Genomic DNA, 24,342 nt, shown 5'->3' with positions numbered 1-24,342 from the left:
CGAGGTTCCTGCCGCCCTACTGTCCGAACACGACGGCATGCATGATCCGGCCGGGCAGAAGCGTGAAGATGCCGGCGCCGACCAGCGCGAACAGATAGAGCTTGATCATGGCGCCGCGATGCGCGGCCACCTTATGCGTGTGCGCATACCAAGCCGCCAGCGGCACGGTGACCAACACCAGGATCGACAACAGATGGATCGGACTGAACGGGCCGATGAGCCGGATTTGCTGGATCCAGAAACTGGATATGGCGATGACCAGCATCAGCGTCACCCAGGCATAACCCATCACCCGGTGCCGCGTATTGCCCTTGGGCAGCGCCAGCTGGGCGCCGCCCACGGCGAGCGCGGCGAAGGCCGCGAATGCATGCCATGGAATGGGAGGAGGCGCCGACAGAAGCGGTCCGAGCGACATCGCGCCTTCCCTTCAGACGACCGTTTCGAGACGCTTAGAACGGGATCTCGTCGTCCAGCTCGCGCGACGAGCCGCCGCCACCGCCGCCCCTGGAACCGCCACCGCCGCCACGGCCTTCATTCGGACCGGACTGGCCGAAATCCGAGCCACGGCTGCTGCCGCCGCCGGAATAGTTGCCGACCTGGCCGCCGCCGCCCTCGCCGCGCGCGTCGAGCATTTGCAACTCGCCCCGGAATTTCTGCAGCACGACCTCGGTCGTGTATTTGTCGGCACCGGTCTGGTCTTGCCATTTGCGGGTTTGCAGCTGGCCCTCGACATAGACCTTCATGCCCTTCTTCAGATACTGCTCGGCCACCTTGGCGAGCTGGTCGTTGAAAATGACGACGTTATGCCACTCGGTCTTTTCCTTGCGCTCGCCCGAGTTCTTGTCGCGCCAGCTTTCCGACGTGGCGATGCGAATGTTGACGACCGGATCACCGGAATTCAGGCGGCGGATTTCAGGATCCGCTCCAAGATTGCCGACCAGAATGACCTTGTTGACGCTACCCGCCATGTTACTTCTCCGCGCTCATCCGAAACAAATTTTAAGTCGCTCACCTTACAGCCTGTGGGTCGCCGCCGCCCGCACAGGCTGGCTTTTCCCACAAGGTTTTTGTTCTCTTTTCGTTCTAGTCCTGGCCGCAGCCTCTGTCAAGGAATGTCAGCAACAGGTAGTATTCTTGCGCAGGAAACAAGGGGGACATCGGAATGAACATTGTTTCGCATGAGGATCAGCCGCGCGAAACGTGGCGAGCCGGAGTCGAAACCCGCATGCATGTTGCCGCCATCAATGGCGCGACCGGCCTTTGTATATTCGAGCAGTGGGTCGGATCAGGTACCGGCGCGCCGACGCACGCGCACACGGTCGAGGAAGTGCTGACGGTGATTGCCGGCGAAGCCGAAATGTGGATCGACGACCGACGCGCCGTGCTCACGGCCGGGCACTCGCTGATCATTCCCGCGCATTGCAAACATGGCTTTCGAAACGTCGGTTCCGGCACGCTTCACATCCAAGCCGTGCTCGCATCGCCGGTGTTCGAGGCAAGCTTCGACGGAGCCGCGGCGCCGGTGAGACGCTGGACATCTTAAAACAACACTTGCCAAATCAATAAGTATCGACTTATGCTTCTATCATGATCGAAGCAGAGATTTTCCGCGCTCTGGCCGACCCGACGCGACGCGCCGTCTACGAGCGGCTGACCGCCGGCGAGATGAGCGTGAGCGAACTGCGCGCCGGCATGAGCGTGTCGCAGCCGGCGGTCTCCCAGCACCTTGCCGTGTTGCGCGGCGCCGGCCTGGTGGTCGAGCGGCGCGCCGGTCGCAACGCCTATTACCGCGCCGATCCGCAAGGGCTCGACCCGCTGCTCGGCTGGATCGAACGCTACCGCGCCTTCTGGCCGGAACGCATCGAGAAGTTGAAGACCGTTCTGAAGGGATTGGACCAATGACCAAAGCAGGGAACCCGACAGCGGCCGAGGCGCCGCTCAGCTTCGAATGCGACCTCCCCGAGCCGCCGGAAAAAGTCTGGCGGGCACTGACCGAGCCGGAGCTGCTCGCCGCCTGGATGATGCCGAACGACATGAAGGCGGAAGCCGGCAGCCGCTTCGCTTTTGCCGGCCCGGATGCGCCGATCGAATGCGAGGTGCTCGAGGCCGAGCCCGGCAGGCTGCTGCGCTATTCCTGGCGCGAGCGGCCTGGCGCGGACGATGGCGAACTCCCGGCCTTCGACAGCATCGTCACCTTCACGCTGGCGCGCACCGCTTCCGGCGGCACGCATCTCAGCATCGTCCATGACGGCTTCGCGCAGGCAGCGCAGCCTCTCGTCGCCATCTCGGGCGCCGGCTGCGGTCTTTCGCTCGATGCGCGCAAAAATCCAATCGCCGCCAATGCGCCCTGCATGATGCTGCGCGCGGCCTGATCAGATCGAGGAGAAAAGCGATGAGCATTGCCAATCTGGTGCCGATGGTGATCGAGCAGTCGAGCCGCGGCGAACGCGCCTTCGACATATTTTCGCGGCTGCTGCGCGAGCGCATCGTCTTCATCAACGGGGAAATCAACGACAGCGTCTCGGCGCTGGTCTGCGCGCAGCTCCTGTCGCTGGAATCCGATCATCCCGACAAGGAGATCTCCATCTACATCAACTCGCCCGGCGGCATGGTGACCAGCGGCTTCGCCATCTACGACACCATGCAATACATCTCCTGCTCGGTGTCGACGGTGTGCATGGGTTTTGCCGCCTCGATGGGCTCCTTCCTTTTGATGGCCGGCAACCCGGGACGGCGCATCGCGCTGCCCAACACCCGCATCGTGCTGCACCAGCCGCTTGGCGGCTTCCAGGGCCAGGCTTCCGACATCCAGCGCCATGCCGAGGACATCGTGCGCACCAAGCAGCACATGACCGAGCTCTACGCCAAGCATTGCGGCCGGACCTATGAGGAGGTCGAGCGCACCCTCGACCGCGACTATTTCATGAGCGCCGCGGAAGCGAAGGACTGGGGTCTCGTCGACCACGTCTACGACACGCGCAAGAAAGCTGCCTGATATCGCGGGCCGGACGCGCGGCAAATTGATCGTCCTGCGTCTGGCATCGATCCAGCCGCGCCTCTATAGTTCGGGCATGCCCAAGCTGCTGCAAACCAGACATTTGTGCGTTGCCGCCGCCGCGCTTGCCGGCGCGCTGACGGCCGGCGCCGCGCTTGCCGACGACAGCTCATCGCAGAAGCTGCCCGGCGTCAGCGACGACTACCGCATCGCCAAGCGGGCGCCGCAGCCGGAACCGGATGACGCCCTGCCGGCCGGCAACGACGGCTCGTTCAGGATCGGCAACACCGATCTCAGGATCGGCGGCAGCATAACGATCGACATGGCGACGGGCGGCATGAAGCTGCCGAACCACTGAGCGTCCTGCCCCGGAAATTTGTCCGATTGGGTGGTGCCCCTCAGCACAGTCGGCGCCGGGTGACGATGCAGGCCAAAGTACGCAAGAGCGCAAAAATGTAAGCCCCATCCCTGCTGTGCAGATGGATGGGGCTTCATGGATCTGAAATCCAACTTTAGCCGGGAGTGGACTGCCGGCGTTCTGTTTCGGATGCAACGCGGCGTTCAACCGACGATCCGACTATCGTCTCTAATTGTAGGGAATCGGCAAGTCACGGTTTGTCGGGCTGGCGTTTCAAGTCTGCCCTGGCACTTATGCCCGCCGCGGCTCCATCTCCGTGTGGAGCCTCAAAGGACTGTCCGGTGGCGTCATGCTCCGCTCCTGGGTCCGTTGCGACAATGTCGTTCGAAGCGCTAATCGCTATCGCCTGCGGCGTCTCGCAGGCCGCCAGTTGGGCGGCGAGGCCATCGAAAGACGGCCGGCTTCGTTGACGCTTTCGAGACTGCTCCCCCCAGTCCGACACGTCAACCGTTGAATAGCCGGTTACCGAAAAATGTGATCGCGGAGGTTACGTCCAGGTAAGTCGAGCGCCTTCGTGAACCGGTTCGGACGCGGCGCAGGCGCTCTCTGTTTCCACAGTTTTGTCAGGAGCGTGTTCGGCCTTTGTTCTTTCCGCTTGCCCGCTCGCGCGAAAGGCGGTTAAACGCTTGTTGTCGAGATGTGTGGCGTCACTCGACTTGGCGGCGAAACCACCTACATAAGGGATGGCCGGGGAAAACCCGCCAATCCACCACATTCCAGACTTGAGGCGGCGACCGGCGATGGCCGACCATAAATACCTTTCCATTCGCGGGGCGCGCGAACACAATCTCAAGAACATCGATCTCGACCTGCCGCGCGACAGCCTGATCGTGATGACCGGACTGTCGGGCTCCGGTAAGTCGTCGCTCGCCTTCGACACCATCTATGCCGAGGGCCAGCGCCGCTATGTCGAGAGCCTGTCGGCCTATGCCCGCCAGTTCCTGGAGATGATGCAGAAGCCGGACGTCGACCAGATCGACGGCCTGTCGCCGGCCATCTCGATCGAGCAGAAGACCACCTCGAAGAACCCTCGCTCGACGGTCGGCACGGTCACCGAAATCTATGACTATATGCGCCTGCTGTTCGCGCGTGTCGGCATTCCCTATTCGCCGGCCACCGGCCTGCCGATCGAGAGCCAGACGGTCAGCCAGATGGTCGACCGCGTGCTCGCGCTCGACGAAGGCACGCGCCTGTTCCTGCTGGCGCCGATCGTGCGCGGTCGCAAGGGCGAGTACCGCAAGGAACTGCTTGAGCTGCAGAAGAAGGGCTTCCAGCGCGTCAAGGTCGACGGCGTCTTCTACGAGATCGCCGACGTGCCGGCGCTGGACAAGAAGTACAAGCACGACATCGACGTCGTCGTCGACCGCATCGTCGTGCGCGGCGATCTGGCAACCCGGCTTGCGGATTCGATGGAGACCGCGCTGAAGCTTGCCGAGGGCCTTGCCGTGGCCGAGTTCGCCGACCGGCCGCTCGACGCCAGCTTGACCGGCGAGGATTCCGTCAACAAGTCGAAGAACGAGACGCATGAGCGCATCCTGTTCTCGGAGAAGTTTGCCTGTCCGGTGTCCGGCTTCACCATTCCGGAGATCGAGCCGAGGCTGTTCTCCTTCAACAACCCGTTCGGCGCCTGCCCGACCTGCGATGGCCTCGGCAGCCAGCGCGCCATCGATCCCAACCTCGTGGTGCCGGACGAGAACGTTTCGCTGCGCGACGGCGCCATCAGCCCGTGGGCGAAGTCGACCTCGCCTTACTATGCGCAGACGCTGGAAGCGCTGGGCAAGGCTTATGGCTTCAAGCTCGGCGACAAGTTCAAGGACCTCAGCGCGGAGGCGCAGGACGCGGTGCTGCGCGGCACGGGCGAGCGCGAGATCACCTTCCAGTATGACGACGGGTTGCGCTCCTACAAGACGACCAAGACTTTCGAGGGCGTCATCCCCAATCTCGACCGGCGCTGGAAGGAAACGGAATCGGCCTGGATGCGCGAGGAGATCGAGCGCTTCATGTCGGCCACCCCCTGCCCGGCCTGCAACGGCTACCGGCTGAAGCCTGAAGCGCTGGCGGTGAAGATCGGCGGCAAACATATCGGCGAGGTCACGGAGCAGTCGATCCGCAAGGCCGATCAATGGTTCACCGATCTGCCGGGTGAGCTCAACGACAAACAGAACGAGATCGCGGTCCGCGTGCTCAAGGAAATCCGCGAGCGGCTGCGCTTCCTCAACGACGTCGGCCTCGACTATCTGACGCTGTCGCGCAATTCCGGCACGCTGTCGGGCGGCGAGAGCCAGCGCATCCGGCTGGCCTCCCAGATCGGCTCCGGCCTGACAGGCGTGCTCTATGTGCTGGACGAGCCGTCGATCGGCCTGCACCAGCGCGACAATTCACGCTTGCTCGAAACGCTGAAGCATCTGCGCGATATCGGCAATACGGTGATCGTGGTCGAGCATGACGAGGACGCCATCCTGCATGCCGACTACGTCGTGGACATGGGCCCCGCCGCCGGCATCCATGGCGGCGAGATCATTGCTCAGGGAACGCCGCAGCAGGTGATGGCCAATCCCAATTCGATCACCGGCAAATATCTGTCGGGTGCGCTCGAAGTGGCGACGCCTGGCGTGCGGCGCGAAGCGAAGAAAAACCGGCGCATCAAGGTTGTCGGCGCGCGCGGCAACAATCTGAAGAATGTGACGGCGGAAATCCCGCTCGGCACCTTCACCGCGGTCACCGGCGTGTCGGGCGGCGGCAAGTCGACCTTCCTGATCGAGACCCTGTTCAAGGCGGCCTCGCGCCGCATCATGGGCTCGCGCGAGCATCCGGCCGAGCATGACCGCATCGAAGGGCTAGAATTCCTCGACAAGGTCATCGACATCGACCAGTCGCCGATTGGCCGTACGCCGCGCAGCAATCCCGCCACCTATACCGGCGCCTTCACGCCAATCCGCGACTGGTTCGCTGGCCTTCCGGAAGCCAAGGCGCGCGGCTACCAGCCGGGCCGCTTCTCCTTCAACGTCAAGGGCGGCCGCTGCGAGGCCTGCCAGGGCGACGGCGTCATCAAGATCGAGATGCACTTCCTGCCCGACGTCTACGTCACTTGCGACGTCTGCCACGGCAAGCGCTACAACCGCGAGACGCTGGACGTCCTGTTCAAGGGCAAGTCGATCGCCGACGTGCTCGACATGACGGTCGAGGAAGGCGTCGACTTCTTCTCGGCGGTGCCGGGCGTGCGCGACAAGCTGGAGACGCTGAAGCAGGTCGGCCTCGGCTACATCCATATCGGCCAGCAGGCGACGACGCTGTCGGGCGGCGAGGCGCAACGCATCAAGCTCGCCAAGGAATTGTCGCGCAAGGCGACCGGCAAGACGCTCTACATCCTGGACGAGCCGACCACCGGCCTGCACTTCCACGACGTCGCGAAGCTGCTCGAAGTGCTGCACGAGTTGGTCGACCAGGGCAACACGGTGGTGGTCATCGAGCACAATCTCGAGGTGATCAAGACCGCCGACTGGGTGCTCGACCTCGGCCCCGAGGGCGGCGACGGCGGCGGCGAGCTGGTGGCGTCGGGCACCCCGGAAGCGATCGTGCGCGAAAAGCGCAGCTACACCGGCCAGTTCCTGAAGGAGCTTCTGGAGCGCCGCCCCGGAGGCAAGCGCGAAGCGGCGGAGTGACAAGATGTCGGTCGACTACTGCCCAGTTTGTCTAAATGCCAATGGGGCAAAGGTCGAACTACGAAAAGGTATGGGTGATCTAGGGGTCAGTTGCGACAATTGTGGGCGCTTCGTAATTTCCGACGAGGCCAATGAAGACTATCTTGAGACCAACTCTGGCCCGGGCCAGAGGATGACGCCCACCCAGCGTGCTCGTCTTTCTCATCGAATTCGCACAAGTCAGCGCAATTCTGACATCCGACCGCGAATCGAGTCTGATCTTATTGAACGGTTCTTTCGCGACGGCTGCCCAGGCCCCAATCCAGCCCAACAAACTAGAAATCTCATTCGCCATATCGGCGACCATGTATCGCGCACCGGCCAACGCATCCCTAGCTTGCCAAAGTCACTCTTCGCCATAATTGGCTCGCCAAGCCCAGATTTTTCAGGTGACCTTTTGCTTGAACTTATCGGAAAGGGCTTAGTTATTGGAGCCGAAAACCGGACATTGAATAACCCACCGTCGGCATTCTCTATCGGGCTGACACTGGAAGGTTGGGAGTTTTACGAGCAAGAACGAACCGGACAACTTTCTGGAAAATTCGGGTTTATCGCCATGAAATTCGGCGACACAATTCTCGATCCGTTTGTACGTGACGTAATTAAACCAGCGATCAAGATTCACACTGGCCATGATTTAATCGATATGCGCGATGTATCTCGCGCTGGAATTATTGACAATATCATGAGAGAGCAAATTCGCGACAGCGCATTTGTTATAGTTGACCTGACACATGACAATTCTGGTGCCTATTGGGAAGCAGGGTATGCAGAAGGGCTTGGAAAGTCTGTTATTTATATTTGTGAACGCGCCAAATTTGACGCTGCAAAAACCCATTTCGATACAAATCATTGCACGACGATAATATGGTCAAACGACCATGCGGAGGATTTTGCAAAGGATTTGGTTGCTACTCTCCGCAGATCGTTGAATTTGTTTTCCGATAGTCGATAGATGCCCGAGTTCTACAAAATGGGATCAAAATTCAGGAAAGCGCTGCTTGGTGATCTCGCCGCCGTCGTCGCGCTAACCGCCGAAGCCTATGCGCCTTACACGCCCATCTTCGGCGGACCGCCGGTTCCGGTCACCGAGGATTATGGGCCGCGCATCGAGCGCAGCGAAATCTGGCTGCTGGAAGAAGGCTCACAGCTCGCCGGATTGATCGTCATCGAGCGTCATCCCGACCACGCCATGATCTTCAGCGTCGCCGTCGCGCCGGCTTTCCAGGGCCGGAAGCTCGGCATTGCACTATTGGCCTTCGCCGACGAGCAGGCGCGGTCATGGGGCGTGCCGGAGGTGCGGCTCTATACCAATTCGCGCATGGAGCGGAACATCGCGCTCTATGCGACCTATGGCTATCGCGAAACGGGTCGCCGGGCCAACCCGCACCGGCCAGGATGGACGCTGGTCGACATGGTGAAGCCGGTCGACAGAGCCGCCTGACCGAGTTTCAAAACACGAGGAGGAAGACGATGAGCCAAGGAAAGATCCGCTCCGGCATGGGCGGCTGGACTTTTGAGCCCTGGGATACCTCCTTCTATCCGGAGAAGCTCGCCAAGGCCAAGCAGCTGCACTATGCCAGCCGCCAAGTGCCGAGCATCGAGGTCAATGGCACCTACTATTCCAGCTTCAAGGAACCGACTTTCGTCAAGTGGGCCAACGACGCGCCGAACGGCTTCGTCTTCTCGCTCAAGGGCAACCGCTTCATCACCAACCGCCGCGTGCTTGGCGAGGCGGGAGAGTCGATGATGCGCTTCCTCGGCTCCGGCGTCGCCGCGCTCGGCGAGAAGCTCGGCCCGATTCTCTGGCAGTTCGCGCCGACCAAGAAATTCGACGCCGACGATTTCGAAGCTTTTCTCAAACTTCTGCCCGAGAAGCAGGACGGCGTGCCTCTGCGCCACGCGCTGGAGGTGCGCCACGACAGCTTCATCGTGCCGGAGTTTCCAGCGCTCGCCCGAAAATACAACGCCGCGATCGTCTATGCCGACCACGCGAAATATCCGGCGATCGCCGATGTCACCGGCGATTTCGTCTATGCGCGGCTGCAGACCGGCAGCGACGACAACCCCGACTGCTACACGCCGAAAGGCCTCGACGAATGGGCGGGACGGGTGAAGACATGGGCACAAGGCAAGCAACCCGCCGACCTGCCGCGCGCCGATCCCGAGACCGATGCGCCGGTCAAGCCGCGCGACGTATTCGCCTACTTCATCACCGAGGGCAAGGTGCGCGCGCCATTCGGCGCCATGGCTCTGATGAAGCGGGTAACCGATTGAGGCGAGCCTTCACTGCGGCCATATCCTTTTGTTTGAGCATCGGATCCTGCCTGCCTGGTGTCGGCTGCGCCTTGCCTCCGGCAGCTCCGCCGGAACTTACGGGGCATCTCGACCGTTTTGCCTTTCTCGCCGGGAGCGGGTTTCCATAGCGGTTGAGCGTCGCGGAACAATGGCTCGGGCTCCGGCATCGGGAGAGCCCGAAGAAAGCGAGGTGATATGGCTGTCATCCTCATCGGGGCATTGCTCATTGTCGCCGGCATCGTGTACATGGCCGGTGCGGTCCTGAGGCGCGGGAAACTTAGCGATCCGGCAGCTGCAGCCTCGGATCGCCCGATGCCAAACCTGGCAACGCCTGGCCCGACGCTTGAGCCACGCCGGCGCGGCCTCGGTTTCCTCGGCCTCTCACAGAACTGGCCGGGTCTGCTGATGATGGGGGTCGGCATCATCCTGCTATTGTTGGTGGCGGTCTTCTGAATTAATGGCATCTTCACCACTATCGTAACGTAATCGATACTTCCTTGCCGCACTAATGCAAGCACGACAGGTTGCAGAGACCCGGCGGCGGCAAGGGCGAGTGCATGCTTCTCGACTACAATTCATTGCTGCTGGCCGTCGGCTTCTCCGCAGCCTGCCTCAGCCTCACACTGTTCGGAACATGGCTGACCGCCCGTTCCGACAAATTCCTGCTGACTTGGGCGATCAGCGTGCTGGTAGTCGTGGCCGAGGTCTTTGCCTACGAGGTTTATATTGAGAGACCCGGAACGGCCCTTGGCGTGCTGACGCTGGCGCTGCTGCTGCTCTGCTTCTCCGTGATGCTTGGCGCTGCCCATCAATTCAGGACAAGACGCTCGCCCTTGCCGCTTATCGCGCTTGGCGTCGGCATTTCCTATGCTCTCGCCTTGCCGCCCATGGCGATCGGCTATGACGGGCTGGGCTTCATGCTGGAAAACGCCCTGGCCGCGCTGCTGCTGTTCGGCACCGCGTATCAATATTGGCGGAGTCGCGCGGAGGCCCCCGTCCACCTCATCGGCGTGGCGCTGCTCTATTCGCTGACGGCCGCATCCTTCGTGCTGTGCGCGGCCGTGCTGGCATGGGACGGCAAGCTCGTCCTCGGCCATGCGCCGAGCAATTGGGCGGAGGATCTGAGCCTTGTCATCGTCATCGCCTCCATGACCGGCATCGGCGCATTGTCGCTGGCGCTCAACCAGGGGCGGCTAGCCCGCCATCATCAGCGCGAGGCGCAGACCGATGCCTTGACCGGGCTGCTCAACCGCCGCGCGTTGTTCGACCTTCACGGCAAGACACCCGTCGGCGTTTTCACGGCTGTGGTGGTGTTTGACCTCGACGGCTTCAAGGCGGTCAACGACCAGTTCGGTCACGCTGCGGGAGACGAGGTGCTGAAGGTCTTTGCCGAAGTGCTCTCCGCCGATCTGCGCCCGAGCGACTCGGTTGCCCGCATGGGCGGCGAGGAATTCGCCATGGTGTTGAGGCGCACCTTGCCCGAGACAGCCGAGGCGACGGCCGAACGTGTCAGGGCCGCCTTCGCCGCGCGCACGGTGGAGACAGAGACCGGGCCATTGCGCTGCACGGTCAGCGCCGGCTTCGCCTTCGGCAGCACGGACGGCATGAACTTCGACAAAGTGCTCAGGGCCGCCGACAAGGCGCTCTATGCCGCCAAGCGAGACGGCCGCAACCGCGTGCTCGCAGCAGCACTGCGCCGCGCGGGCTAGCTGTCGCTCGCAACCGTTACCTATTCGTCGGCATCGATCTCGCAGGCTTGCACGATCTTTGGGAGGTAGCTCTGGCAGAAGTCGAGATATGCCCTGACGATAGTCGATCGGTGGCGCTGTGGCGGATACAGCAGATTGATTGACCACTCGGGCAAGGGATATTGCTGTAGCAGTCTCACCAGGCGCTTCTCGCGAATGGGCGCGGCCGCCAGGAACGGCGGCAACTCTGTCACAACATCGCCGCCGAGCGCACGATTAAACAGGTGGTGATAGTCATTGGTGGACAGAATCGCGTTCGGTTCAATGACATGGTCGCCCAATTGCCAGCGGACAGGAGTATCGACGCGCGAGGCCCACACCGCGCACGGCAAGCGATGAAGCGCATCGGGATCGGCCGGCATACCGAAACGCTCGACCAACCTTGGGCTGGCGACGAGAACATTGCGGACGGACATCATCTGTCGCGCCACCATGCCCTCGTGAACGATCGCGCCGACCCTTAGGGAAATATCGATACCGTCCTCGATCAGGTCCAGCCGACGTTCGGTTGAGTAGACATAGATCTGTATGTCCGGATAGCGATGCTGGAAGGCGGCGAGCAAATCCCACCATGGCTGGACCGTCGGCGGAAAAGACAGCCGCAAACGTCCTCTCAACTGGGCCTGGTCGCTCACCACAGCCTGCTCTGCCTCCAGCAATGCCTCGACACCGCGAGCGGCGTGCTCGTACAGCCTCATGCCAGCGTCAGTCAGTCTGGTGCCGCGTGCCGAGCGGGCCAACAACTGCACGTTGAGCTGCCGCTCCAGTTCCCGGACACGGCGGCTCAGTGTCGGAAGGGGTATTCCGAGACGAGTCGCTGCCGCCGACAGGCTGCCCGCCTGGACGACCGCAACAAACATCCGCGTAGCGTTCAAATCCATGCTGCAGCCCTACCATATTTGATAGGATGACTGTCAAGGCTGACTGTTCACTTCCACATCTGGCCGGCGTAGCAAACCCGGGATCGTAAGATCTCCGACCCGGAGGGCACTATGAAGAAGGCCGGCATCAGGATTTTGATAGGCATGTCATTGTTGCTAGCGAGTTCCGTCACGTCGGCACGGGCAAGTCCTTCGACAGCCCAAGCCGTCACATTCGAAAACTACAACCGCGCGCAGACCGATGTTTATTTCGCCGGGGTGGTCAAGAGCGGCGGCTTCGGGAAATTCAGGCATGGCCGCGAGCTCGCCCCTCCCGTGCAGCAAGGCATCGTTCGCCCCAACCGCGACACGCTGTACTCGTTTGTGATTGTCGATCTCGACGCCGGGCCGGCGACCATTACGCTGCCGGACGCAGGCAGGCGCTTCATGGGGCTACAGGTCGTCAATGAAGATCAATACACCCGGGCCACTTTCTACGATGCCGGCAGTTACACGCTAACCCGGGATACGATCGGCACTCGCTATGCGATTGCCGTCGTGCGTTTCCTTGTCAACTACACGAACAAGGCAGATATCGAACAGGTTCACGCGCTGCAGGATAGGGTGCAATTCTCTCAGGAAGGGACAGGCACGTTCGACGTCCCCAACTGGGACGAGGCAAGCCTCAAGAAAGTGCAGGCGGCGCTCTTGCAGTTGGGAACGACAGTTTCCGACACGCGCCGCATGTTTGGCGCCAGTGAAGATCAGGTCGACCCCGTCAAGCATCTGATCGGAAGCGCCATGCTTTGGGGCGGAGCTCCCGAGAAGGACTCTCTCTATCTTCCGACGACGCCTGCGCGGAATGACGGCGCCACGATCCACGAATTGACGGTTGGGGAAGTGCCTGTCGACGGCTTCTGGTCACTCACCGTCTACAACAAGGAAGGCTATCTCCAGCCCAACAAGGATAACGCCTATTCGGTGAACAGCCTCACCGCGAAAAAAGGGGCTGACGGTGCCGTCAGCATCCAGTTCGGCGGGTGCGACGGCCAGGTCCTGAATTGTCTGCCGATCACACCCGGTTGGAACTACACGGTGCGTCTCTTTCGACCGCGGGCAGAAATCATCGACGGCAGGTGGTTATTTCCGTTGGCGCGACCTGAGAGTTGAGGTTGGCACTCGTTTCATCTGCAGTCGAGATTGAACGCAAGCCGTCAATGGTGTGAGATCACTTCGTTGAAGGCGTCGAGATCGACGTAGAAAACCTTGGTGATCTCATCCAGGAGATGATCCTCGTCATAGCCTTGCGACATCAGGATGTTGATCGCGGTCATGATATCGACGCGCTCGGTGAGACGCCGCTTTTGGTAGTCCTCGACAAAACGTTCCATCGCCGTCCCCTGGCAAGATTCTTTTTGGACGCGTTGACCGACAATCACTGCGGGGAAAGCTAAGCAGGCTTGCTTGCGTGGAACTTGCGGGCGGTGTCCGCGCGCCTTCCCCCTCATTCGCGACTGATACGGAAAGCGGCCGACTCACCAAGGCCAAGAAAAGAATAGCATGCGGTATTCGACGCACCAGAGCCGTCGAACACTTCGTCATCCTTGGGCGTAGCGACGCGAAGCGGAGCGAAGACCCGAAGATCCATTCCGTTACTTCGAAGCGTCACTAACGGTGCCAAATGTAGGAAGGTAGGAGCGAGGTTGAACGGCTATTATTCTGCACCGCCGCATCATCCGGCATCGGTGCGCGGCGTCGCTGCTTCGCTAAAGGATGACGACCGTCGCTACACTGTCAGGAACTTCCGCACATCCGCCCGGTCGAGGTCCTCGGCCGGACCGGTATGCACGATCTGGCCGCGATCCATGATGTTGACCTCGTCGGCAAGCTCCCGGCAGAAGTCGAGATATTGCTCGACCAGAAGCACCGCGATCCCCGCCTGGTCGCGCAGATAGCGGATGGCGCGGCCGATATCCTTTATGATCGAAGGCTGGATGCCTTCGGTGGGCTCATCGAGCACCAGGAGCTTGGGCCGCATCACCAGCGCCCGGCCTATGGCGAGTTGCTGCTGCTGCCCGCCGGAAAGGTCGCCGCCGCGGCGCGACAGCATCTGCTTCAAGACCGGGAACAGCTCGAAGACATGTGCCGGAACAATACGGTCTGCACGCCTGAGCGGCGCGAAACCGGATTCCAGGTTCTCGCGCACCGTCAGCAGCGGAAAAACCTCCCTGCCCTGCGGCACGAATGCGATGCCCGACCGGGCGCGATCATACGCCGCGCTCCGGTCGAGCGCCTTCCCCTCGAAGGCAACGCTTCCGCTCGTCAGCCGGTGATGGCCGACGATCGATCTCATCAAACTGGTCTTGCCGACGCCGTTGCGGCCGAGCACGCAAGTGATCTTGCCGGCACCTGCCTTCAGCGAAACGCCGCGCAGCGCCTGGGCGGCGCCGTAATGCAGCGTGGCGTTGGAGACTTCGAGCATGGTCAGCCCCTTGTCCAGCGCTTCAAAAAAGCGAAATCGAAACGATGGAACGGAACCCGCCAGATCATCCTTCACCGCCCCAGATAAACTTCGACGACGCGCTCGTCCGCCGAGACGAAATCGAGCGTGCCTTCCGACAGCACCGAGCCTTCGTGCAGGCAGGTGACCTTGACGCCGAGCTCGCGCACGAAATGCATGTCGTGCTCGACGACCACCACCGAATGGTCGCGGGCGATATCCTTGAGCAGGCGAGCGGTCTCCTCGGTCTCGGCATCGGTCATGCCGGCGACCGGTTCATCGACGAGGAGAAGCTTGGGGTCCTGCGCCAAGAGCATGCCGATCTCCAGCCATTGCTTCTGGCCGTGGCTCAGATTGGCGGCGAACTCGTCGCGCTTGTCGCCGAGACGGATGATGCCGAGTATGTCGTCGACGCGCCGTGTCTCGGCTGTCGAGCGGCGATGGAACAGCGCCGGGAAGATCGAGCGCGGCCCCTTCAGCGCCAGCATGAGATTGTCCTCGACGCTGTGGCTTTCGAAGACGGTCGGCTTCTGGAATTTACGGCCGATGCCCATCATGGCGATCTCGGCCTCGTCATGCCGGGTGAGATCGACCTGGCCGTCGAAGAACACTTCGCCCTCGTCGGGCCGTGTCTTGCCGGTGACGATGTCCATCATCGTCGTCTTGCCGGCGCCATTGGGCCCGATGATCGCTCGCATCTCGCCCTTGTCGAGCACCAGCGACAGATTGTTGATGGCGCGAAAACCGTCGAAGGAGACCGACACGCCGTCGAGATAAAGGATGGTGTTGGACTTGCTCATGGATCGCTCACTCCGCCGGCTGCGGCTCGGGGCCGGTGGCCGACCAGGCGCCCGGTGTCGTCGCCGCCGAGCGCACGATCTTCGGTTCGGGCGCCTGCGGATCGGCGCCGGCTTCCGCCGCAAGCGAAGCCGCGCGCAGCGCCTTCGCTCTGCCGCGCCAGCCGTCCCACATGCCGACGATGCCCTTGGGCAAAAGCAGCGTGACGGCGACGAACAGCCCGCCCAGGGCGAACAGCCAGAATTCCGGCATCACGCCGGTGAACCAGGATTTGCCGGCGTTGACCAACAGCGCGCCGATGATCGGGCCGACGATGGTGCCGCGCCCGCCGACGGCGGTCCAGATCACCACCTCGATCGAGTTGGACGGCTCGAACTCGCCGGGATTGATGATGCCGACCTGCGGCACGTAGAGCGCGCCGGCTATGCCGGCCATGATGGCCGAGACGGTGAAGGCGAAGAGCTTGACGTTCTCGGCCCGCCAGCCGAGGAAGCGGGTGCGGCTCTCGGCGTCACGCACGGCCATCAGCAGCTTGCCGTATTTGGAGCGAACGATCGTCGCCGTCACGAAGACGGCAAGCGCAAGCGTGACGGCGCTCGCCGCAAACAGCGCCGAGCGCGTCGCGTCGGCCTGCACGCTGAAGCCGAGTATGTCCTTGAAATCGGTCAGGCCGTTGTTGCCGCCGAAGCCCATGTCGTTCCGGAAGAAGGCGAGCAGCAGCGCATAGGTCATCGCCTGGGTGATGATCGACAGATAGACGCCGGTGACGCGGCTGCGGAAGGCGAACCAGCCGAAGACGAAGGCGAGCAGGCCCGGTACCGCAAGTACCATGAGCGCCGCAAACCAGAAATGATCGAAGCCGTGCCAGAACCAGGGCAGCTCCTTGTAGTTCAGGAACACCATGAAATCCGGCAGGATCGGATTGCCGTAGACGCCGCGCGAACCGATCTGGCGCATCAGATACATGCCCATCGCATAGCCGCCGAGCGCGAAGAAGGCGCCGTGGCCGAGCGAAAGGATGCCGCAATAGCCCCAGACCAGGTCGAGCGCGAGCGCAAGCAGCGCGTAGCAGAGATACTTGCCGACCAGCGCCACGATGTAGGGCGCGATGTAGAAGGCGCTTTGCGGCGAGACTGCCAGGTTGAGCAGCGGCACGACGATGGCTGCGGCGAGCAGCGCGAGGATCGTGACGGCGATGCGGCGGTCGGCCGAAAAGAAGCGCTTCACGATCATGCTTCCACCGCCCTGCCCTTGAGCGCGAACAGGCCGCGCGGGCGTTTTTGGATGAACAGGATGATCAGCACCAGGACGACGATCTTGCCGAGCACCGCGCCGGCATAGGGCTCGAGGAACTTGTTGACGATGCCGAGCGAGAAGGCGCCGACCAGCGTGCCCCACAGATTGCCGACGCCGCCGAAGACCACGACCATGAAACTGTCGATGATGTAGCCGCGGCCGAGATTGGGCGAGACATTGTCGATCTGGCTGAGCGCCACGCCGGCAATGCCTGCGATGCCTGACCCCAGCGCGAAGGTCAGCGCGTCGACCCATGGCGTCTTGATGCCCATCGAGGCGGCCATGCGCCGGTTGGCGGTGACGGCGCGCATCTGCAGCCCCCAGGACGTGCGCTTCATGACATAGAGCAGCACGCCGAACACCAGCAGCGCGAACACCAGGATCCACAGCCGGTTCCAGGTGATCGCCAGTTGGCCGATATCGAACGAACCCGACATCCAGGACGGATTGCCGACCTCCTGGTTGGTCGGGCCGAAGATGGTGCGCACCGCCTGCTGCAGGATCAGCGAGACGCCCCAGGTGGCCAAAAGCGTTTCCAGCGGCCGGCCGTAGAGGAAGCGGATGATGCCGCGCTCGATGGCGAGGCCGACCAGCGCGGCGACGAGAAAGGCGAGCGGCAGCGCGATGACCAGCGACCAGTCGAACAGGCCGGGGAAGGAGGTGCGGATCACCTGCTGGACGACGAAAGTAGTGTAGGCGCCGAGCATCACCATCTCGCCATGCGCCATGTTGATGACGCCCATGACGCCGAAGGTGATGGCGAGCCCGATCGCGGCGAGCAGCAGCACCGACCCGAGCGAGATGCCGTACCAGATGTTCTGCCCGGCATCCCACAGCGCCAGCGTCGAATTGATCTTGCCGATCGCGGCAGTCGCCGCATCCTTGACCGCACCCTGCGCATTGGCCTCGACGGAGGTGAGCAGCGAGAGCGCGTCGCGGTCGCCGCGGGTCGCGATCACCGAGATCGCCGCGAGCTTGTCCGCCTCCGGCTTATCCGAGACCAGGATGGACGCGGCGTGCGCCTCATCGAACATCGTCTTGACGGCGGGATCGGTCTCGGCGGCAATCGCGGCATCGAGCGGCTCGATGTTCGCCGCGTCTGGCGTCTTGAACATCGTCATCGCCGCGGCAAGGCGCACGCTCGCGTCCTTGGCGCGCAAGGTCAACGTGCCCAAGGCATCGCGGATCGTGCGGCGGAGCCCGTTGTTGACCTTGATCTTGGTGAGATCGGCCTTGGCGGCGTCGGCCGTCTTTTCGCCGCTTAGGGGATCGAGCAATTCGATGCTGTCTCCCGCTTCCTTGCCGACAAAGACCTGTGAGTCGCCCTTGCGAATGTAGAGATTGCCGTCGGCCAGCGCCGAAAGGGGTCGCTCGACGGCCGGATCGCCGCTCGCGGCAAGCTCGTGCACGACGGCCTCGGTAGCCGAGAAGCCGGTTGCCGTCGCGAATTTGGCGATCGATGCGCGAAGGTCGGCCTCGGCCGCCTTCGACGGCGTCAGTCCAGCCATCGTCAGCAGCAACATCAGACCAATTGCGCGCAGCAGCAGCATTGTCGTCTTCAAGCAGCTTTCCTGGTTTCGGTGATCTTGCCCGGGCGGGTTGAGGAATCTGCCCGGGCAGCGGTCTCGGATCGTGGGGCCACTTCTCGACCCGAAGGACCTGGGAGGATCAGTTTGTGCCCTTGCCGCCGCACTTGCCGGTCTTGACGTTGAAGTTGCCGCAGCTGAGCGGCGCGCGCCAGTCGGAGATCAGGTCCTTGGAATCAGGCAGGTAGTCGGACCATTCGTCACCCATCACCAGGCCAGGCGTCTGCGAGACGGTCTCGAACTGGCCGTCGGCCTGGATTTCGCCGATCAGCACCGGTTTGGTGATGTGGTGGTTGGGCATCATCGTCGAATAGCCACCGGTCAGGTTCGGCACCGACACGCCGACCATGGCGTCGATGACCTTGTCCGGATCGGTGGTGCCGGCCTTCTCGACCGCCTTCACCCACATGTTGAAGCCGACGTAGTGGGCTTCCATCGGGTCGTTGGTGGTGCGCTTGTCGTTCTTGATGAACTTGTGCCAGTCGTCGATGAACTTCTTGTTCCCGGGCGTATCGACGCTTTCGAAATAGTTCCAGGCGGCGAGATGGCCGACGAGCGGCCCGGTATCGAGACCGGCCAGTTCTTCCTCGCCGACGGAGAAGGCCATGACCGGAATGTCTTCGGCCTTGATGCCCTGGTTGCCGAGCTCCTTGTAGAACGGCACGTTGGCATCGCCGTTGACGGTCGAGACCACGGCCGTCTTCTTGCCGGCCGAACCGAATTTCTTGATCGCCGAAACCTCGGTCTGCCAGTCGGAGAAGCCGAACGGCGTGTAGTTGACCATGATGTCCTCGGCCGGCACGCCCTTCGCTTTCAGATAGGCTTCGAGGATCTTGTTGGTGGTGCGCGGATAGACGTAGTCGGTGCCTTCGAGCACCCAGCGCTTCACCGAACCGCCATCGGCGCTCATCAGGTAATCGACAGCCGGGATGGCCTGCTGGTTCGGCGCCGCACCGGTGTAGAAGACGTTGCGCTCGCTCTCCTCGCCCTCATACTGGACCGGGTAGAACAGGATGTTGTCGAGCTCCGAGAACACCGGCAGCACCGATTTGCGCGACACCGAGGTCCAGCAGCCGAACACGGCCGCGACCTTGTCCTTGGAAATCAGCTCGCGCGCCTTTTCGGCGAAGAGCGGCCAGTTGGACGCCGGATCGACGACCACCGCTTCCAGTTTCTTGCCGAGCAGGCCGCCCTTGGCGTTTTGCTCGTCGATGAGCATCAGCATGACGTCCTTCAGCGTCGTCTCGGAGATCGCCATGGTCCCCGACAGCGAATGGAGGATGCCGACCTTGATCGTGTCTTCAGCCGCCTTGGCGGAAGCCGAGGCCAGCAGGCCGGCAGCGACGACGCCCGCCGACAGGATTTTTGTAATTTTCGCGAAGTTACCCCTCATATGACACACTCCCAAGCGTGATTGTTTGCATCGCAACATACACTGTGCAAGCGACGTGCCAGACGGGAATGCGCTCGACGGAATTTCAGATAACGGAGAGATTACAGTCGGTTATCCGGTAGCCGGGAAACTTTTCGCATCCGCTGCAATGCAGCGGGTTGAGAAAAGTTTACGCAATGCTGCCTAGATTTTGCCCAAATGATAAAAATGCCTAAACTTTCATCATGAAGGCAGAGCCGGGCTGATCAGCCCCGTTGCGGGCCTATGGCAAAATGGGGCAAGGTCGCCGAGCAAACGAGCGACGTCATGGCCCGAACGATCCTGAGTTTCCTGCTTCTTGTCTCCGCCGCCGGCGGCGCTCGCGCCGATTTCACCGATGGCAAGTTGCCGGACGGCGCCTATCACTGCGAGGTCTACCTGCTCGGCCTGTTCCTCAATCTCGGCGACATCACCATCAAGGGCAATGTCTATAGTGGCCCAGTGACCTTTGGCGCTTCGGGAACCTATAACTACCAGATGAATCCCAATGGCGAGATCACCTGGCTTGGTCCGCTCGGCGGCTACACCAGCGGCGGCAATTCGATCTCCATGACCCAGGCGACGCTGGACGATCCAAGCGGTCCCTCCTTCGACATCATCATGAAGCAGCAGGACGGTGCCTTCACGGCCTCGACCTGCACCAGAAGATAGTCCGCATAAAAAAGGCGCGGAACCCTCACGGGTCCCGCGCCAGCAGGCAGTCGGGAGGTCAGATAGTCTTTGCCGACATCTGGGCTGCGATGTAGTCGGCCTGGCGGATCGCCAGCGTCACGATGGTCAGCGTCGGGTTCTCCGCGGCACCGCTGGTGAACTGGCTGCCGTCGGAAACGAACAGGTTCTTGATGTCGTGCGATTGGCCGTGCTTGTTGACGACGCCATCCTCCGGCTTCTCGCTCATCCGGTTGGTGCCGAGATTGTGGGTCGACGGATAAGGCGGTGTCGGGAAGGTCCGCGTTGCGCCGACCGCGGCGTAGAGCGCCTGGCCTTGCTTGTAGGCATGATCACGCATTGCTTCGTCGTTCGGATGGTCGTCGAAATGGACGTCGGCGATCGGCATGCCGTGCTCGTCCTTCTCGTCCTTGTGCAGCGTGATGCGGTTCTCCTCGCGCGGCATGTCCTCGCCGACGATCCAAAGGCCCGCCATGTGGTCGTAATGGTCGAGCGCGGTGGTGAAGGATCGGCCCCAGCCGCCAGGGTTGAGGAAGGCCGCCATGAATGGCAGGCCAAGCGACAAGGTCTCCATCTCATAGCCGCCGACGAAGCCGCGCGAGGGATCGTGGCGCGCCTCGTCGCGGATGATGCCGGCCATGGTTGTACCGCGATACATGTGCACCGGCTTGTCGAAGATCGCATAGACCGAGCCGGTGGTGTGGCGCATGTAGTTCTTGCCCACCTGCCCGGATGAGTTGGCAAGCCCATGCGGGAATTTGGACGATTCCGAATTGAGCAGCAGGCGCGGGCTCTCGATCGAATTGCCGGCGACCGCGACGATGCGGGCCTTCTGCTCCTGCAGCTTGCCGTCCTTGTCGGCATAGACGACGCCGGTCACCTTGCCGGAAGCGTCATGGTTGATCTTGATCGCCATCGAATTCGGCCGGACTTCCAGATGCCCGGTCGCCTCGCCCTTCGGAATCTCGGTGTAGAGCGTCGACCATTTGGCGCCCCATTTGCAGCCCTGGAAGCAGAAGCCGGTCTGCTGGCAGGAGTTGCGGTCGTCGCGCTCCACCGAATTGATGGCCATGTTGCCGGTGTGGCACTCCTTGTAGCCGAGCTTGTCGGCGCCGGCCTTGAGCACCTTGAAGTTGTTGTTGCCGGGCAGCCGCGGCCAGTTGTTGGTGCCTGTCACGCCCATCTTGGCTTCGGCCTTGGCGTAATAAGGCTCCATCTCGGCCAGCGTCACCGGCCAGTCCAGCAGGTTCGCGCCCTTGACCTTGCCGTAGGTCGAGGCCGTCTTGAACTCATGTTCCTGGAAGCGCAGCGAGGCGCCCGCCCAGTGCGTCGTCGAGCCGCCGACCGACTTGACGATCCAGGCCGGCAGGTTCGGGAAATCCTTGGCCACGCGCCAGTCGCCCGAGGTGGTGCGCTTGTCCTTCCAGGCAAGCTGGGCAAAGGAATCCCACTCGTCATTGATGAAGTCCTCATATTCGTGGCGGGCGCCCGCCTCGAGGATGACGACGTCGATGCCCTTCTGCGCAAGTTCGTTGCCGAGCGTGCCGCCGCCGGCGCCGGAGCCGATGATGACGATCACGCCGTCGTTCTTGAGATCAAATGATGCTGCCATGGTTTCCTCCCATGAAATCTGTCGAAATGCGGTTCGGGACAGAGCGGCTCAGAGCCACTCGATGTCGTTGAAGCCGCGCGCGATATAGCCGCCCTTGGAGTAGGACTCGCCCTCGTAACCGAAGATCGGCCACACCTCCTTCTGGTTGTAGAGGCTGACGACGAGGCCGCCGCGCACCGCCTGGAAGAAGGGCGTCTTCTCGATGCCGGTCAGCAGCGCGACCCGCTCCTCTTCCCAGCCAAGCCCGCGATAGCCGCCCTTGCCGGCCTTCTTGTCGAGCTCGGCGATGCCCTTCTCGATCAGTTCCTTGTGGGCCGGGTCCTTGGCTGCAGTCTCGTCGTGGCCCTTGACGGCAATGGCGTAGTATTTGTCCGGCACCTGGTCGTGCGGATAGATGTCGCGCGCCACCTGGATCAGCGTCGCCATCGTCTCGGGCTTCAGCGCCGAGGTTTCGAGACCCCAGGCGTGTTCGGGGCTGATGACGGCGCTGCCGGAGATGATGAGCAGCGCACCAGCGCCGCCGCGCTTGAGAAGCTCGCGCCGCGAAAGCCCGGCTTTCTTCTCGTAGCCCGGCTTCTTCTCGTAGACTGTAACCATGATTTCCTCCCTGCTTGCTGTTCGCACCCCCCTGAGGGAGTGCTGTTGCTGGCGCCGCGCCCCTCCGCGGCGAATATCCCCTATTGGAAGCGTCCTCCCCGCTGCAGGACCTCGATCTTGTAACCGTCGGGATCCTCGATGAAGAAGAAGCGGGCGATCAGCGCTCCGTCGCGGTTGAACTCGACGATCTTCTTCGGATTGAGACCGAGCGCGCCGATCCGGTCGTGCTCGCTGTCGAGATCGGCGACCGAGACGGCGAGATGGCCGTAGCCGTCGCCGAGCGCATAGGGTTCGGTGCGCCCCTTGTTCACGGTCAGCTCCACCTCGAACAGCGAACTGCCATTGCTGAGATAGATGAGCGTGAAGGTCTCGAAATCGAGCCGCTGCGCGATCTCGAGGCCAAAGGCCTTGTTGTAGAAATCGACGGACCGCGCCTCGTCGAGAACCCGGATCATGGAATGGATCGCCTTCGCCAAATCGGTCTCCGCAGCTTCTGGTGCTTACGCAAACGATTATGCGCGCCGGCGAAAAAAGGTGGTGGCAGCCGATTACCACGCACGGAACTGGAAAACGGCTAGTGTCGCTCCAGTTTTAGCTGCATGCTGCCCAAAAGCCTGCCGCGGTTTTGGGGACCGGCATGCAGCAAACAAAGGCTTGAAGCGGGGCGCGCCGAAACGGTTTCAAGCGGCGCGCTTCAAGGACGAAAGTCCGATTGCCGTTGCCGGCCATCGGATCGAAAATGACAAACGCAGGCAGTGTTCAAAAAGGCGCCAGCAACTCAATCGGCGCCCAAGACAAACAAGAACGGGAGGTACCGATGTGCAGAGTCTTTGCCGGACAGGATCCGGAAGGCTACCGGCAGATCAACAGGTCGATCCGCATCGACGGCCATTCGACCAGCATCCAGCTCGAGGCGACATTCTGGGGTCTTCTTGACGAGATCGCCGACAGCCAGGGACTGACGACGCCGAAATTCATCTCGAAGCTCTATGACGAGGCGATCGAGATCAACGGCCAGATTCCGAACTTCGCTTCCATGCTGCGCACCACCTGCGCGCTCTATCTGCGGGGCCATCGCCCCAACGCCGAGGAGCAGGCTGCGTTGAAGCAGGAAGCCGCCTAGCTTTCGGCCGCGACTTCGAGCGCCAGCCGGGTCATGTCGGTGAAGAGAGCCTGGCGCTCCGAATAATCGGTCAGCTCGCCGGTGGCGATATGATCGACAACGGTGAGTAGTGACAGCGCTCGCGCGCCGAACTGCGCCGCAATCCGATAGAGCGCACTGGTTTCCATATCGACGGCCAACGCCCCCAGCGCGATCGGCTCGTCGAACCGGGCGCGCCCATCGGGATGGTGGAACACGTCGCTGCAAACGGTCAGTCCCGAGCTGCAGGCGATGCCGAGATCGGCCGCGCGTCGAAGCGCCAGCGCATGCAGCGCCGGATCCGGCCCGGCCGGCTGATAAAGCCCGAAGACTTGTCCACTGATTGCTCCCTCGGCCCGCACCTGGCTGGAGATGACGACGCCGCGCAGGGGCACATCTTCCGACAAACCGCCGCAGGTGCCGGTGCGTATCAGTGTCTTGGCGCCGTAACAATCCAGCAGTTCGAAGGCATAGATCAGGAAAGACGACACCCCGATGCCGGTTGCCTGGATGCTCACCGGCTTGCCGCGGAACCGGCCGGTGAAGCCTAGCGCGCCTCTTCGACGGTTCACGCAGCGCGGCGCCTCCAGAAAAGTTTCCGCCATCCATTGGGCGCGCTCGGGATCGCCCGGCAACAGCACCGTTTCGGCATAGTCCCCCCGGCCCGCCTCGATATGCGGCGTCACGCGCT

27 protein-coding genes are annotated in these 24,342 nt (G+C 62.2%); 14 read left to right on the top strand and 13 right to left on the bottom strand.

What is annotated here, in order from left to right:
- Positions 1–16: 16 nt before the first annotated feature.
- Both FJ430_RS19850 and FJ430_RS19845 read right to left on the bottom strand, forming a co-directional pair.
- Positions 17–415, bottom strand: a complete 399-nt coding sequence (locus FJ430_RS19850) for a DUF2306 domain-containing protein (protein WP_140708701.1) — start codon at positions 413–415, stop codon at positions 17–19.
- A 34-nt stretch (positions 416–449) separates the two neighbouring features.
- Complete coding sequence (locus FJ430_RS19845; protein WP_140642880.1) at positions 450–968, bottom strand: single-stranded DNA-binding protein; 519 nt, start codon at positions 966–968, stop codon at positions 450–452.
- A gap of 194 nt (positions 969–1,162) precedes the next feature.
- Between FJ430_RS19845 and FJ430_RS19840 the strand changes: the two genes are divergently transcribed.
- From FJ430_RS19840 to FJ430_RS19790, 11 genes are all read left to right on the top strand, one after another.
- Positions 1,163–1,543 (top strand): cupin domain-containing protein, encoded by a 381-nt coding sequence (locus FJ430_RS19840; protein WP_226891794.1) that lies wholly within the window; start codon positions 1,163–1,165, stop codon positions 1,541–1,543.
- 44 nt (positions 1,544–1,587) lie between these two features.
- Positions 1,588–1,902 (top strand): ArsR/SmtB family transcription factor, encoded by a 315-nt coding sequence (locus FJ430_RS19835; protein ID WP_140708699.1) that lies wholly within the window; start codon positions 1,588–1,590, stop codon positions 1,900–1,902.
- Positions 1,899–2,372, top strand: coding sequence for an SRPBCC family protein (locus FJ430_RS19830; protein ID WP_140653001.1), 474 nt, complete (start codon positions 1,899–1,901; stop codon positions 2,370–2,372). Before FJ430_RS19835 ends, FJ430_RS19830 begins: the two co-directional genes overlap by 4 nt.
- 20 nt (positions 2,373–2,392) lie before the next feature.
- A complete protein-coding gene (locus tag FJ430_RS19825; RefSeq protein ID WP_140708697.1) occupies positions 2,393–2,995 on the top strand; it encodes an ATP-dependent Clp protease proteolytic subunit in 603 nt (200 codons plus the stop codon).
- Between the two features lie 25 nt (positions 2,996–3,020).
- Positions 3,021–3,353 carry a hypothetical protein gene (locus tag FJ430_RS19820; protein WP_319022985.1) on the top strand — a complete coding sequence of 111 codons (333 nt, stop codon included), beginning with the start codon at positions 3,021–3,023 and terminating at the stop codon, positions 3,351–3,353.
- A gap of 800 nt (positions 3,354–4,153) precedes the next feature.
- Positions 4,154–7,075 carry an excinuclease ABC subunit UvrA gene (uvrA, locus tag FJ430_RS19815; protein ID WP_140708695.1) on the top strand — a complete coding sequence of 974 codons (2,922 nt, stop codon included), beginning with the start codon at positions 4,154–4,156 and terminating at the stop codon, positions 7,073–7,075.
- 4 nt (positions 7,076–7,079) lie between these two features.
- Positions 7,080–8,069 carry a hypothetical protein gene (locus FJ430_RS19810; protein ID WP_140708693.1) on the top strand — a complete coding sequence of 330 codons (990 nt, stop codon included), beginning with the start codon at positions 7,080–7,082 and terminating at the stop codon, positions 8,067–8,069.
- 18 nt (positions 8,070–8,087) lie between these two features.
- On the top strand, positions 8,088–8,558 hold the full coding sequence (locus tag FJ430_RS19805) for a GNAT family N-acetyltransferase (RefSeq protein ID WP_140708691.1): 471 nt from the start codon (positions 8,088–8,090) through the stop codon (positions 8,556–8,558).
- A gap of 29 nt (positions 8,559–8,587) precedes the next feature.
- Entirely contained in the window at positions 8,588–9,391 is an 804-nt protein-coding gene (locus tag FJ430_RS19800; protein ID WP_140708689.1) for a DUF72 domain-containing protein, read from the top strand.
- Positions 9,392–9,607: 216 nt separating this feature from the next.
- Positions 9,608–9,865, top strand: a complete 258-nt coding sequence (locus FJ430_RS19795) for a hypothetical protein (RefSeq protein ID WP_140708687.1) — start codon at positions 9,608–9,610, stop codon at positions 9,863–9,865.
- 104 nt (positions 9,866–9,969) lie between these two features.
- On the top strand, positions 9,970–11,121 hold the full coding sequence (locus FJ430_RS19790) for a sensor domain-containing diguanylate cyclase (RefSeq protein WP_140708821.1): 1,152 nt from the start codon (positions 9,970–9,972) through the stop codon (positions 11,119–11,121).
- Between the two features lie 20 nt (positions 11,122–11,141).
- Here FJ430_RS19790 and FJ430_RS19785 read toward each other — a convergent pair whose 3' ends face one another.
- Positions 11,142–12,041 (bottom strand): LysR family transcriptional regulator, encoded by a 900-nt coding sequence (locus FJ430_RS19785; protein WP_140708685.1) that lies wholly within the window; start codon positions 12,039–12,041, stop codon positions 11,142–11,144.
- Positions 12,042–12,152: 111 nt separating this feature from the next.
- Here FJ430_RS19785 and FJ430_RS19780 point away from each other — a divergent pair, with 111 nt between their 5' ends.
- Entirely contained in the window at positions 12,153–13,190 is a 1,038-nt protein-coding gene (locus tag FJ430_RS19780; protein WP_140708683.1) for a DUF1254 domain-containing protein, read from the top strand.
- Positions 13,191–13,234: 44 nt separating this feature from the next.
- Here FJ430_RS19780 and FJ430_RS19775 read toward each other — a convergent pair whose 3' ends face one another.
- The 6 genes from FJ430_RS19775 to urtA all read right to left on the bottom strand — a co-directional run bounded on the left by FJ430_RS19775 (position 13,235) and on the right by urtA (position 19,593).
- Entirely contained in the window at positions 13,235–13,411 is a 177-nt protein-coding gene (locus FJ430_RS19775) for a hypothetical protein (protein WP_095765283.1), read from the bottom strand.
- A gap of 395 nt (positions 13,412–13,806) precedes the next feature.
- A complete protein-coding gene (urtE, locus tag FJ430_RS19770) occupies positions 13,807–14,502 on the bottom strand; it encodes an urea ABC transporter ATP-binding subunit UrtE (RefSeq protein WP_140708681.1) in 696 nt (231 codons plus the stop codon).
- Between the two features lie 71 nt (positions 14,503–14,573).
- Complete coding sequence (urtD, locus tag FJ430_RS19765; protein WP_140642910.1) at positions 14,574–15,320, bottom strand: urea ABC transporter ATP-binding protein UrtD; 747 nt, start codon at positions 15,318–15,320, stop codon at positions 14,574–14,576.
- A 7-nt stretch (positions 15,321–15,327) separates the two neighbouring features.
- Positions 15,328–16,551, bottom strand: coding sequence for an urea ABC transporter permease subunit UrtC (gene urtC / locus FJ430_RS19760; protein ID WP_140708679.1), 1,224 nt, complete (start codon positions 16,549–16,551; stop codon positions 15,328–15,330).
- A complete protein-coding gene (urtB, locus tag FJ430_RS19755) occupies positions 16,548–18,164 on the bottom strand; it encodes an urea ABC transporter permease subunit UrtB (protein ID WP_140708819.1) in 1,617 nt (538 codons plus the stop codon). Before urtB ends, urtC begins: the two co-directional genes overlap by 4 nt.
- A gap of 118 nt (positions 18,165–18,282) precedes the next feature.
- Positions 18,283–19,593 (bottom strand): urea ABC transporter substrate-binding protein, encoded by a 1,311-nt coding sequence (gene urtA / locus FJ430_RS19750; protein ID WP_140708677.1) that lies wholly within the window; start codon positions 19,591–19,593, stop codon positions 18,283–18,285.
- A gap of 306 nt (positions 19,594–19,899) precedes the next feature.
- Here urtA and FJ430_RS19745 point away from each other — a divergent pair, with 306 nt between their 5' ends.
- On the top strand, positions 19,900–20,283 hold the full coding sequence (locus FJ430_RS19745) for a hypothetical protein (RefSeq protein WP_140642919.1): 384 nt from the start codon (positions 19,900–19,902) through the stop codon (positions 20,281–20,283).
- Between the two features lie 58 nt (positions 20,284–20,341).
- Here the strand turns inward: FJ430_RS19745 and FJ430_RS19740 are convergent, their stop codons facing one another.
- From FJ430_RS19740 to FJ430_RS19730, 3 genes are all read right to left on the bottom strand, one after another.
- A complete protein-coding gene (locus tag FJ430_RS19740; RefSeq protein WP_140708675.1) occupies positions 20,342–21,913 on the bottom strand; it encodes a GMC family oxidoreductase in 1,572 nt (523 codons plus the stop codon).
- Between the two features lie 48 nt (positions 21,914–21,961).
- Positions 21,962–22,510 carry a gluconate 2-dehydrogenase subunit 3 family protein gene (locus FJ430_RS19735; RefSeq protein WP_140708673.1) on the bottom strand — a complete coding sequence of 183 codons (549 nt, stop codon included), beginning with the start codon at positions 22,508–22,510 and terminating at the stop codon, positions 21,962–21,964.
- A gap of 80 nt (positions 22,511–22,590) precedes the next feature.
- The gene (locus tag FJ430_RS19730; protein WP_140642927.1) at positions 22,591–22,986 is read right to left on the bottom strand and encodes a VOC family protein; all 396 of its coding nucleotides are present in this window, start codon (positions 22,984–22,986) and stop codon (positions 22,591–22,593) included.
- Positions 22,987–23,327: 341 nt separating this feature from the next.
- On the opposite strand from FJ430_RS19730, the gene FJ430_RS19725 reads away from it, so the two are divergent.
- Positions 23,328–23,633, top strand: coding sequence for a ribbon-helix-helix domain-containing protein (locus tag FJ430_RS19725; RefSeq protein ID WP_140652977.1), 306 nt, complete (start codon positions 23,328–23,330; stop codon positions 23,631–23,633).
- On the opposite strand, the gene FJ430_RS19720 is transcribed toward FJ430_RS19725, so the two are convergent.
- A complete protein-coding gene (locus tag FJ430_RS19720; RefSeq protein WP_140708671.1) occupies positions 23,630–24,337 on the bottom strand; it encodes a DeoD-type purine-nucleoside phosphorylase in 708 nt (235 codons plus the stop codon). The two genes, FJ430_RS19725 and FJ430_RS19720, sit on opposite strands and share 4 nt — an antisense overlap.
- Between the last annotated feature and the right edge of the window lie 5 nt (positions 24,338–24,342).

Source organism: Mesorhizobium sp. B2-8-5 (genome assembly GCF_006440675.2).
Lineage (GTDB): Bacteria > Pseudomonadota > Alphaproteobacteria > Rhizobiales > Rhizobiaceae > Mesorhizobium.
The sequence above is the reverse complement of the archived record's forward strand: the minus strand, read 5'-3'. Positions and strand labels throughout refer to the sequence as shown.

What these genes read in the sequence shown, in the direction of transcription:
- FJ430_RS19850 (WP_140708701.1), bottom strand. Translation starts at nt 415, where the DNA reads ATGTCGCTCGGACCGCTTCTGTCGGCGCCTCCTCCCATTCCATGGCAT.
- FJ430_RS19845 (WP_140642880.1), bottom strand. Translation starts at nt 968, where the DNA reads ATGGCGGGTAGCGTCAACAAGGTCATTCTGGTCGGCAATCTTGGAGCG.
- FJ430_RS19840 (WP_226891794.1), top strand. Translation starts at nt 1,163, where the DNA reads ATGAACATTGTTTCGCATGAGGATCAGCCGCGCGAAACGTGGCGAGCC.
- FJ430_RS19835 (WP_140708699.1), top strand. Translation starts at nt 1,588, where the DNA reads ATGATCGAAGCAGAGATTTTCCGCGCTCTGGCCGACCCGACGCGACGC.
- FJ430_RS19830 (WP_140653001.1), top strand. Translation starts at nt 1,899, where the DNA reads ATGACCAAAGCAGGGAACCCGACAGCGGCCGAGGCGCCGCTCAGCTTC.
- FJ430_RS19825 (WP_140708697.1), top strand. Translation starts at nt 2,393, where the DNA reads ATGAGCATTGCCAATCTGGTGCCGATGGTGATCGAGCAGTCGAGCCGC.
- uvrA (WP_140708695.1), top strand. Translation starts at nt 4,154, where the DNA reads ATGGCCGACCATAAATACCTTTCCATTCGCGGGGCGCGCGAACACAAT.
- FJ430_RS19810 (WP_140708693.1), top strand. Translation starts at nt 7,080, where the DNA reads ATGTCGGTCGACTACTGCCCAGTTTGTCTAAATGCCAATGGGGCAAAG.
- FJ430_RS19805 (WP_140708691.1), top strand. Translation starts at nt 8,088, where the DNA reads ATGGGATCAAAATTCAGGAAAGCGCTGCTTGGTGATCTCGCCGCCGTC.
- FJ430_RS19800 (WP_140708689.1), top strand. Translation starts at nt 8,588, where the DNA reads ATGAGCCAAGGAAAGATCCGCTCCGGCATGGGCGGCTGGACTTTTGAG.
- FJ430_RS19795 (WP_140708687.1), top strand. Translation starts at nt 9,608, where the DNA reads ATGGCTGTCATCCTCATCGGGGCATTGCTCATTGTCGCCGGCATCGTG.
- FJ430_RS19790 (WP_140708821.1), top strand. Translation starts at nt 9,970, where the DNA reads ATGCTTCTCGACTACAATTCATTGCTGCTGGCCGTCGGCTTCTCCGCA.
- FJ430_RS19785 (WP_140708685.1), bottom strand. Translation starts at nt 12,041, where the DNA reads ATGGATTTGAACGCTACGCGGATGTTTGTTGCGGTCGTCCAGGCGGGC.
- FJ430_RS19780 (WP_140708683.1), top strand. Translation starts at nt 12,153, where the DNA reads ATGAAGAAGGCCGGCATCAGGATTTTGATAGGCATGTCATTGTTGCTA.
- FJ430_RS19775 (WP_095765283.1), bottom strand. Translation starts at nt 13,411, where the DNA reads ATGGAACGTTTTGTCGAGGACTACCAAAAGCGGCGTCTCACCGAGCGC.
- urtE (WP_140708681.1), bottom strand. Translation starts at nt 14,502, where the DNA reads ATGCTCGAAGTCTCCAACGCCACGCTGCATTACGGCGCCGCCCAGGCG.
- urtD (WP_140642910.1), bottom strand. Translation starts at nt 15,320, where the DNA reads ATGAGCAAGTCCAACACCATCCTTTATCTCGACGGCGTGTCGGTCTCC.
- urtC (WP_140708679.1), bottom strand. Translation starts at nt 16,551, where the DNA reads ATGATCGTGAAGCGCTTCTTTTCGGCCGACCGCCGCATCGCCGTCACG.
- urtB (WP_140708819.1), bottom strand. Translation starts at nt 18,164, where the DNA reads ATGCTGCTGCTGCGCGCAATTGGTCTGATGTTGCTGCTGACGATGGCT.
- urtA (WP_140708677.1), bottom strand. Translation starts at nt 19,593, where the DNA reads ATGAGGGGTAACTTCGCGAAAATTACAAAAATCCTGTCGGCGGGCGTC.
- FJ430_RS19745 (WP_140642919.1), top strand. Translation starts at nt 19,900, where the DNA reads ATGGCCCGAACGATCCTGAGTTTCCTGCTTCTTGTCTCCGCCGCCGGC.
- FJ430_RS19740 (WP_140708675.1), bottom strand. Translation starts at nt 21,913, where the DNA reads ATGGCAGCATCATTTGATCTCAAGAACGACGGCGTGATCGTCATCATC.
- FJ430_RS19735 (WP_140708673.1), bottom strand. Translation starts at nt 22,510, where the DNA reads ATGGTTACAGTCTACGAGAAGAAGCCGGGCTACGAGAAGAAAGCCGGG.
- FJ430_RS19725 (WP_140652977.1), top strand. Translation starts at nt 23,328, where the DNA reads ATGTGCAGAGTCTTTGCCGGACAGGATCCGGAAGGCTACCGGCAGATC.